Here is a 6,647-nt window from a genome sequence, read left to right as displayed (position 1 = left end):
GTCGGTAAAACGTGATTTTTTCATAGAGATCTCCCCGGTTCAGATTACGAGAAAATTCTACTTATCAACACCCCGGATTTTCGGGGGGATTACCCCAGTACTCGTAAGGGTAGTTTATGGTGACCTTAGGAGGGTATAGTTGATTAGGCAATGCTTTATCGATGTGCAAAGCTGCAACAAAAATAAACCCATCCCGAAAGGCCGCAACAGGAACCCATGAAAGATACGCTGTATGCAGATACTTCTTATTTCTCTGCATGTATTCATTAATTCCAATATTGCAAAAATCAATAGCGCGAACATAGCAGATTGATTGGATATCAAACAAATATTTGTCAATAATAAAAAGTGGGACAGCCACCTGAATCAAATCAAAATCAAACCTCTCAACAGGATCTTTTTTTACGCACAAATAAACGTACTTAGTTATCTCATCATCTTCTCTCACGTGCATTTGAATGCACTCTTCCAACACCCCATTAATTTCATTCCTTTTAGAATTCCATGCTCCATAAGCTGGAAGAGAAAATTGCGTTATAGGTGGAGTTCCAACATCAAAAATAAGCTTACTGGACAGGGAGTGAATATATTTAAGCGTGGAGTCATCTTTATGCTGCTGCGTTTCGAAGTGACGAACCTCATGATAAAACATGCTAAAAAGCCTGCTTTCAACCTCCTGAGTAATTCTATTTTGATATGTCACAAAATCAAGGATAGGCGCAGTGGACCGTAATAACTCACATATTACTTTCGAACGTGACGTGCCATTGGATTCGGCGTATCTGTCGATTGAATCAATCGTTAAATTATCATCGGTGTTAAATGTTATTCTCTTTATCATAGTTGTTATGCATTTTGTTAATTATGCATAACAACCTATCACGGAAGCCAGTAAAACGCCAGATCGCACTGCAATACTTCAGATTTCGCGCACACATTTCTTCCCGTGTAAGAGCACCCTGCGAACCTGCGAAGAATCCTTGAAACCATCTGTTCTTACTGAATTAAGGTTAATTAGTATTATCACCCGGAGTTAGCCATCCTCCTCCTGTAATCAATACTCATCCCTGCATTAAAAAATACATCACACATCTATCTATTGAACCCCGTTTAGTTTGAGGATAGATCATGAAAGAACCCTACAATGCCAACCCTAATTACCCTATGCATCGTATTCTTCTCGAAGAGATAAACCACCATCTGGATGAAATGTTTGAGCGTTATTCCCGCTTGCTGGCTTTTCGTATGGATTTTGGCTGGAAACAAGGGAGTGAACGCTCGCAGCGTAATCTCATGGATGAGATGGAGGGCGAGATACAGCACCTGATGGATGTGGTATTTGGTCGAAAGATGGTTATTGGGTATTGCTGGGTAATTGAATACAGACAGCGTAAGGGGTTGCATGTGCATGCCATGCTTTATCTTGATGGGCAGAAGCATCGGAAATTCTATCCAACTTCGCGTGCGATAGGGGAAGAATGGCGCAGATTGACTGACGATGAAGGTCTCTTTCATCTGTGTTCCAAGAAAAAGCATTTCGTTGCGAGTTCCGGAACGATAGTGGATCACCGCAATAGGCAAGCAGTTGATGAACTACGTTACGTAATTAGTTATTTAGCCAAATCTGAGCAGAAGTCACGAGGGGTTATTGCAGGTATGAATGCTATACCACCACGAAGCCGTAGAGGCAGGCCCAGGAAGGAGTAGCGACAGGTAAACGTTAAGCTGAAGTTTTTTTACAACAGAAGCCATTGATGTGGAGGAGCTGACGGTAATGATTGGTTTACTAGCAGCTCCGGTTATTCATCTTTAACCGGAACACATCAACATGTATACAAAACCTGCACTACTTGAAGATCAATTCATTGATATGAAATTCATTACCCAGCTTACTGGCCTGAGCGATAAATGGTTCTATAAGCTGATACAGGATGGGGCATTCCCTAAACCGATTAAATTGGGCAGAGCTTCCCGTTGGTTAAAAAGCGATCTGGAAGAATGGTTATATTACCGTATCTACGAATCCAGAAAGTAAAGCGCTCTAGCCCAGAATTAGAAAACCAAAATCGTTATAATGTGTTTTCATCAATACTTAAGACATCAAGATCACTTACCTTCGATTTCGCATCCACCAAGCCCTACCCTGAGCCAGGGAATTAAACCTTGTAGAGGTAAAAGGTGTTCTTTCAGTGACCACCGAAACTGACAAATCGAATACCTGTCCCTAAACAATACACCCTCTATCAAAACTTATAAGAGTCAGATAACTCGAACTTGGTGTTCTCCATGAAATACGCTATATTTCCACTATTCCGGAAATATAGAAATGAGATGCAAATGGAGCTTTCAAAAGCAGCAGATACTCTGAAAGAGCTGGGTCATCCCACGCGCCTTAGCGTTTACAGAGAGTTGGTTAAAGCCGGGTATGAGGGGCTACCGGTTGGCGAATTGCAGAAGCGGCTCGAAATCCCAGCCTCTACGTTGAGCCATCATCTCTCATCGCTGATATCAGTCTCTCTGGTACGCCAGGATCGCCAGGGTAGAACGCTCTATTGTCATGCTCGATATGAGAACCTTGAGGCTCTCATTACCTTCCTGACAGAAGAATGCTGCTCAGGAACTGACGACTGCCTCACTATGCCCCAGAAGACGGAGAAGTAAAATGACAGGCGATCTTAAGAATGTTGATTCGGGTTTGTTTGACACCTCAATCACAGAGGCAAGATTCGGCGTTCCTGCCGTTCCCCATCCTCCCCGTATCCTCATGCTGTACGGCTCTGTACGCGAACGTTCCTACAGCCGACTGGCAACTGAGGAAGCGGCAAGGTTGCTGACTGCCATGGGTGCAGAGGTGCGGATCTTCAATCCTTCTGGCCTGCCTCTTCCAGATGATGCACCTGACTCGAATCCTAAAGTCATGGAGTTGCGTGAGCTGGTTCGTTGGTCCGAAGGCATGGTGTGGTGCTCACCTGAACGGCATGGTGCGATGACCGGCATCATGAAGGCCCAGATTGACTGGATACCACTTTCGGAAGGCGCTGTTCGCCCTTCTCAGGGTAAGACGCTTGCCGTCATGCAGGTCTGCGGTGGCTCTCAGTCTTTCAACGCCGTAAACCAGATGCGTATTCTTGGCCGATGGATGCGGATGATCACCATCCCGAATCAGTCCTCTGTGGCAAAAGCCTGGCAGGAGTTTGATGAAGATGGACGAATGAAACCGTCGTCTTATTACGACCGCATCGTGGATGTAATGGAAGAACTGGTGAAATTTACTCTGCTGACCCGAGGCAACTCAGCCTATCTCGTTGATCGCTACAGCGAACGAAAAGAGTCGGCAGAAGAACTTTCCCGGCGGGTAAATCAGAGCAAAATTTGAGGGCTGGTATGAGTGAAGTAACGGCATTCAACAACTGCATGAGCGTGTTCTGGCGGCAACATGAAGCCGAACTCTCTCGCTTTCTGACATCGAAGGCAGGTGATAGCGAAAAAGCAGCAGACCTTCTACAAGAGCTATTCCTGCGTGCCCGTGCTCATTCAGACAGTTTCTGTGAGATGGATAATCCACGAGCCTGGCTGTATCGGGCAGCAAGGAACCTGCTGATCGATGAGTACCGCACAACCAGGGAGTTTGTTGAGCTGGAAGAAGATGCCCCATTAACTGACGCATCCCCTGATGCAATCTCAACGCTGGATATTTGCCTGCCTGAAACATTACAGGCTTTACCCGAAGATGAGCGGTGGTTGATTGAGGAGTTCGACCTTAACCGGCGTCCCCAGCAGTCTCTGGCCGATGAAATGGGGATCACGCTTACGGCGTTTAAATCCCGCCTGCTTCGGGCCAGAAAGCACCTGAAAGAGACGATGACAGAACTTTGTCAGATTGAGGCGGATGACACTTCTCCCGTCTGCTGCCACAAAAAAATGAATTAATCGCGCATCTTTTTCCCACCACCTTCGTTTACCTCAGTGTAAAGCCAAATGACTAAACACTGAGGTAAACAGTCCATGTCAAAAATTGAGATCTTTGAAGCAGCAGGCTGCTGCGCAACCAGTAGCGTTGTGGTCAGCGACGAAGCCGTCAAATGGAACGCCAGCGCCGAATGGGCGAAAAAGAGTGGCGTTGATATTCAGCGCTACAGCCTTGCGAAGAACCCGCAACAGTTCCTGAATACCCCTGTCATTAAAGAGTTTCTTAACACATCAGGGATGGAATCCCTCCCTGTCACCTTGCTCGACGGCAAGCTCGTAATGGCAGGCAAACTTCCTACTCGTGAAGATATCGCCCGTTGGGCTGGTATTCCGCTTACTCAGGACTGGAGTGAAGACAGCACGCAACCACGCTGCTGCTGCATTCCACGTATGCCTTAATTCCAGAGGAGCTATCACTGATGAATATGCCATTTTTAAAAGACATTCCCCCGTTCATTTTCTTCACCGGCAAAGGTGGCGTGGGTAAAACATCCCTGGCTTGTGCTACTGCGGTATGGCTGGCCGATCAGGGTAAGAGAACGCTTCTGGTGAGTACCGATCCGGCTTCCAATGTCGGCCAGGTATTTAGCCAGACTATCGGCCACCGAATCACAGATATCAGTACTGTAGAAAATCTTGCCGCGATGGAAGTTGATCCGATGGCTGCAGCGCAAGCCTATCGTGACCGTGTGCTCGACCCTGTTCGCGGGCTGATGCCAGCCGATGTGGTCAGCAGCATTGAAGAGCAGCTCTCTGGCTCATGCACCACGGAAATCGCTGCGTTTGATGAGTTTACCGGTCTGCTGACCAATCATGAGCTGCGGGAAAAATATGACCATATTGTATTTGATACCGCGCCAACCGGTCACACCATCCGCATGCTTGAATTGCCGGGAGCCTGGAGCGGTTATCTCGAGGCGAACCCTGATGCCGCTGCAAACCTCGGGCCTCTGGTAGGGCTGGAGAAACAACAGCACCAGTACTCCGATGCGGTTAAAGCGCTGTCTGATGCTGCTCTTACGCGCTTAGTTCTGGTTGCCCGTGCCCAGGCTTCAACGCTGAAAGAGGTTTCTCATACGCACGATGAGCTGTCTGCAATCGGTTTGCAGCATCAACACCTTGCCATTAATGGTGTGATGCCGCCGTTTGCCGGTGAAAATGATCCACTGGCGCAAAGTATTCTGGCTCGGGAAGAAAAAGCATTACAGGCAATGCCTGATAATCTGGCGAACCTTCCTCGCTCACAGCTGTATCTGAAGCCATTTAATCTGGTCGGTCTGGAAGCCCTGCGGGAATTATTTACAGAGAGCAAAGCCGCACCGGCACTCCCTGCTACCACGCTGAATGCTCTGGATTTACCGAAACTTGCTTCACTGGTTGATGAACTGAGCCAGACCGGAAAAGGGCTGGTCATGACGATGGGTAAAGGCGGTGTGGGTAAAACGACCGTTGCGGCATCAGTGGCGGTATCGCTGGCTAAACGCGGCCACAAAGTCCACCTGACTACATCCGACCCAGCGGCACATCTGTCTTATACACTGGATGGCTCGCTGCCCAATCTTCAGGTCAGCCGTATTGACCCGAAGGTAGAGACAGAGCGCTATCGTCGTTTTGTTCTGGAAAATCAGGGCAAAGGGTTAGATGCGGAAGGACTGGCGGTGCTGGAAGAGGATCTCCGCTCGCCATGTACTGAAGAGATCGCCGTCTTCCAGGCATTCTCGCGAATCATCAAAGAGGCCGACGACCATTTTGTCATTATGGACACTGCGCCTACGGGTCATACGCTTCTGCTACTGGATGCAACAGGAGCCTATCACCGGGAAATGGTGCGCCAGATGGGGCAAACACATGACCATGTGATGACGCCAATGATGCAATTGCAGGACCCGGAGAAGACGAAGGTGATTATCGTGACGCTTGCCGAAACGACACCTGTACTGGAAGCAGCAAACCTGCAGCAGGATCTGCGTCGCGCTGGCATTGAGCCGTGGGCATGGGTTGTGAATAACAGCCTGGCAGCTGCTGAGCCGTCTTCACCTTTCCTGAAGACCAGGGCAAACCGCGAGTTGCCTCTCATCTCTGATGTGGAAGAGCAGTATGCAAAGCGTATTGCATTAACAGCGTTACAGAGCGAAGAGCCGGTTGGTATTGACCTGCTGGAAGAAATGGCGAAGTAATAATGAAGGGGGCATTTGCCCCCTTCATCTTTATTTCAGTCGATTACCTGCCTCATCAACGACTTTTTCACCGTCTTCCTTGGTGAAAGCCGCTTTCTGAGCCTCTGGCAGAATATCCAGAACCACCTCCGAAGGACGGCAAAGTTTAGTTCCCAGTGGCGTCACCACAATCGGACGGTTAATCAGGATCGGATGTTGCAACATAAAATCGATTAACTGGTCATCAGTAAATTTATCTTCTGCAAGACCCTGTTCCTCATACGGCTCGACGTTCTTACGCAGTAACGCCCGGACGGAAATGCCCATATCCGCAATGAGTTTGACCAGCTTATCGCGTGAAGGTGGAGTCTCAAGGTAAAGAATAACGGTCGGCTCGATACCGCTGTTGCGGATCATCTCCAGCGTATTACGCGACGTGCCGCAGGCTGGGTTGTGATAAATGGTGATGTTGCTCATATCAGTATCTCATTACAAAGTGAAAGAGAGACGTAGCGCCAGCGC

Annotated in this window: 9 protein-coding genes; 7 read left to right on the top strand and 2 right to left on the bottom strand. The window is 48.2% G+C overall.

Annotation, left to right across the window (positions count from 1 at the left end; translation table 11 throughout):
• Positions 1–64: 64 nt before the first annotated feature.
• Positions 65–652 carry a hypothetical protein gene (locus tag ACI2I2_RS24375; protein ID WP_404660245.1) on the bottom strand — a complete coding sequence of 196 codons (588 nt, stop codon included), beginning with the start codon at positions 650–652 and terminating at the stop codon, positions 65–67.
• A 476-nt stretch (positions 653–1,128) separates the two neighbouring features.
• Here ACI2I2_RS24375 and ACI2I2_RS24370 point away from each other — a divergent pair, with 476 nt between their 5' ends.
• The 7 genes from ACI2I2_RS24370 to arsA all read left to right on the top strand — a co-directional run bounded on the left by ACI2I2_RS24370 (position 1,129) and on the right by arsA (position 6,146).
• Positions 1,129–1,707, top strand: coding sequence for an inovirus-type Gp2 protein (locus ACI2I2_RS24370; RefSeq protein ID WP_032294619.1), 579 nt, complete (start codon positions 1,129–1,131; stop codon positions 1,705–1,707).
• 121 nt (positions 1,708–1,828) lie between these two features.
• Entirely contained in the window at positions 1,829–2,035 is a 207-nt protein-coding gene (locus tag ACI2I2_RS24365; RefSeq protein ID WP_032170432.1) for an AlpA family transcriptional regulator, read from the top strand.
• Between the two features lie 302 nt (positions 2,036–2,337).
• Positions 2,338–2,661, top strand: coding sequence for a helix-turn-helix transcriptional regulator (locus ACI2I2_RS24360; protein WP_047062272.1), 324 nt, complete (start codon positions 2,338–2,340; stop codon positions 2,659–2,661).
• A 1-nt stretch (position 2,662) separates the two neighbouring features.
• Positions 2,663–3,376, top strand: a complete 714-nt coding sequence (gene arsH / locus ACI2I2_RS24355; RefSeq protein ID WP_032181602.1) for an arsenical resistance protein ArsH — start codon at positions 2,663–2,665, stop codon at positions 3,374–3,376.
• Positions 3,377–3,384: 8 nt separating this feature from the next.
• Positions 3,385–3,930 carry a sigma-70 family RNA polymerase sigma factor gene (locus ACI2I2_RS24350; RefSeq protein WP_047062271.1) on the top strand — a complete coding sequence of 182 codons (546 nt, stop codon included), beginning with the start codon at positions 3,385–3,387 and terminating at the stop codon, positions 3,928–3,930.
• 75 nt (positions 3,931–4,005) lie between these two features.
• Positions 4,006–4,368, top strand: coding sequence for an arsenic metallochaperone ArsD family protein (locus ACI2I2_RS24345; protein WP_047062270.1), 363 nt, complete (start codon positions 4,006–4,008; stop codon positions 4,366–4,368).
• Between the two features lie 20 nt (positions 4,369–4,388).
• On the top strand, positions 4,389–6,146 hold the full coding sequence (arsA, locus tag ACI2I2_RS24340) for an arsenical pump-driving ATPase (protein ID WP_047062269.1): 1,758 nt from the start codon (positions 4,389–4,391) through the stop codon (positions 6,144–6,146).
• Positions 6,147–6,176: 30 nt separating this feature from the next.
• On the opposite strand, the gene arsC is transcribed toward arsA, so the two are convergent.
• Entirely contained in the window at positions 6,177–6,602 is a 426-nt protein-coding gene (gene arsC / locus ACI2I2_RS24335) for a glutaredoxin-dependent arsenate reductase (protein WP_032181594.1), read from the bottom strand.
• Between the last annotated feature and the right edge of the window lie 45 nt (positions 6,603–6,647).

It is taken from the genome of Scandinavium sp. NPDC088450 (assembly GCF_044900545.1).
GTDB lineage: Bacteria > Pseudomonadota > Gammaproteobacteria > Enterobacterales > Enterobacteriaceae > Scandinavium.
The sequence above is the reverse complement of the archived record's forward strand: the minus strand, read 5'-3'. Positions and strand labels throughout refer to the sequence as shown.

Bases quoted from the DNA above. Each gene is read 5' to 3' on its own strand.
- ACI2I2_RS24375 (WP_404660245.1), bottom strand. From the start codon at position 652: ATGTTTTATCATGAGGTTCGTCACTTCGAAACGCAGCAGCATAAAGAT.
- ACI2I2_RS24370 (WP_032294619.1), top strand. From the start codon at position 1,129: ATGAAAGAACCCTACAATGCCAACCCTAATTACCCTATGCATCGTATT.
- ACI2I2_RS24365 (WP_032170432.1), top strand. From the start codon at position 1,829: ATGTATACAAAACCTGCACTACTTGAAGATCAATTCATTGATATGAAA.
- ACI2I2_RS24360 (WP_047062272.1), top strand. From the start codon at position 2,338: ATGGAGCTTTCAAAAGCAGCAGATACTCTGAAAGAGCTGGGTCATCCC.
- arsH (WP_032181602.1), top strand. From the start codon at position 2,663: ATGACAGGCGATCTTAAGAATGTTGATTCGGGTTTGTTTGACACCTCA.
- ACI2I2_RS24350 (WP_047062271.1), top strand. From the start codon at position 3,385: ATGAGTGAAGTAACGGCATTCAACAACTGCATGAGCGTGTTCTGGCGG.
- ACI2I2_RS24345 (WP_047062270.1), top strand. From the start codon at position 4,006: ATGTCAAAAATTGAGATCTTTGAAGCAGCAGGCTGCTGCGCAACCAGT.
- arsA (WP_047062269.1), top strand. From the start codon at position 4,389: ATGAATATGCCATTTTTAAAAGACATTCCCCCGTTCATTTTCTTCACC.
- arsC (WP_032181594.1), bottom strand. From the start codon at position 6,602: ATGAGCAACATCACCATTTATCACAACCCAGCCTGCGGCACGTCGCGT.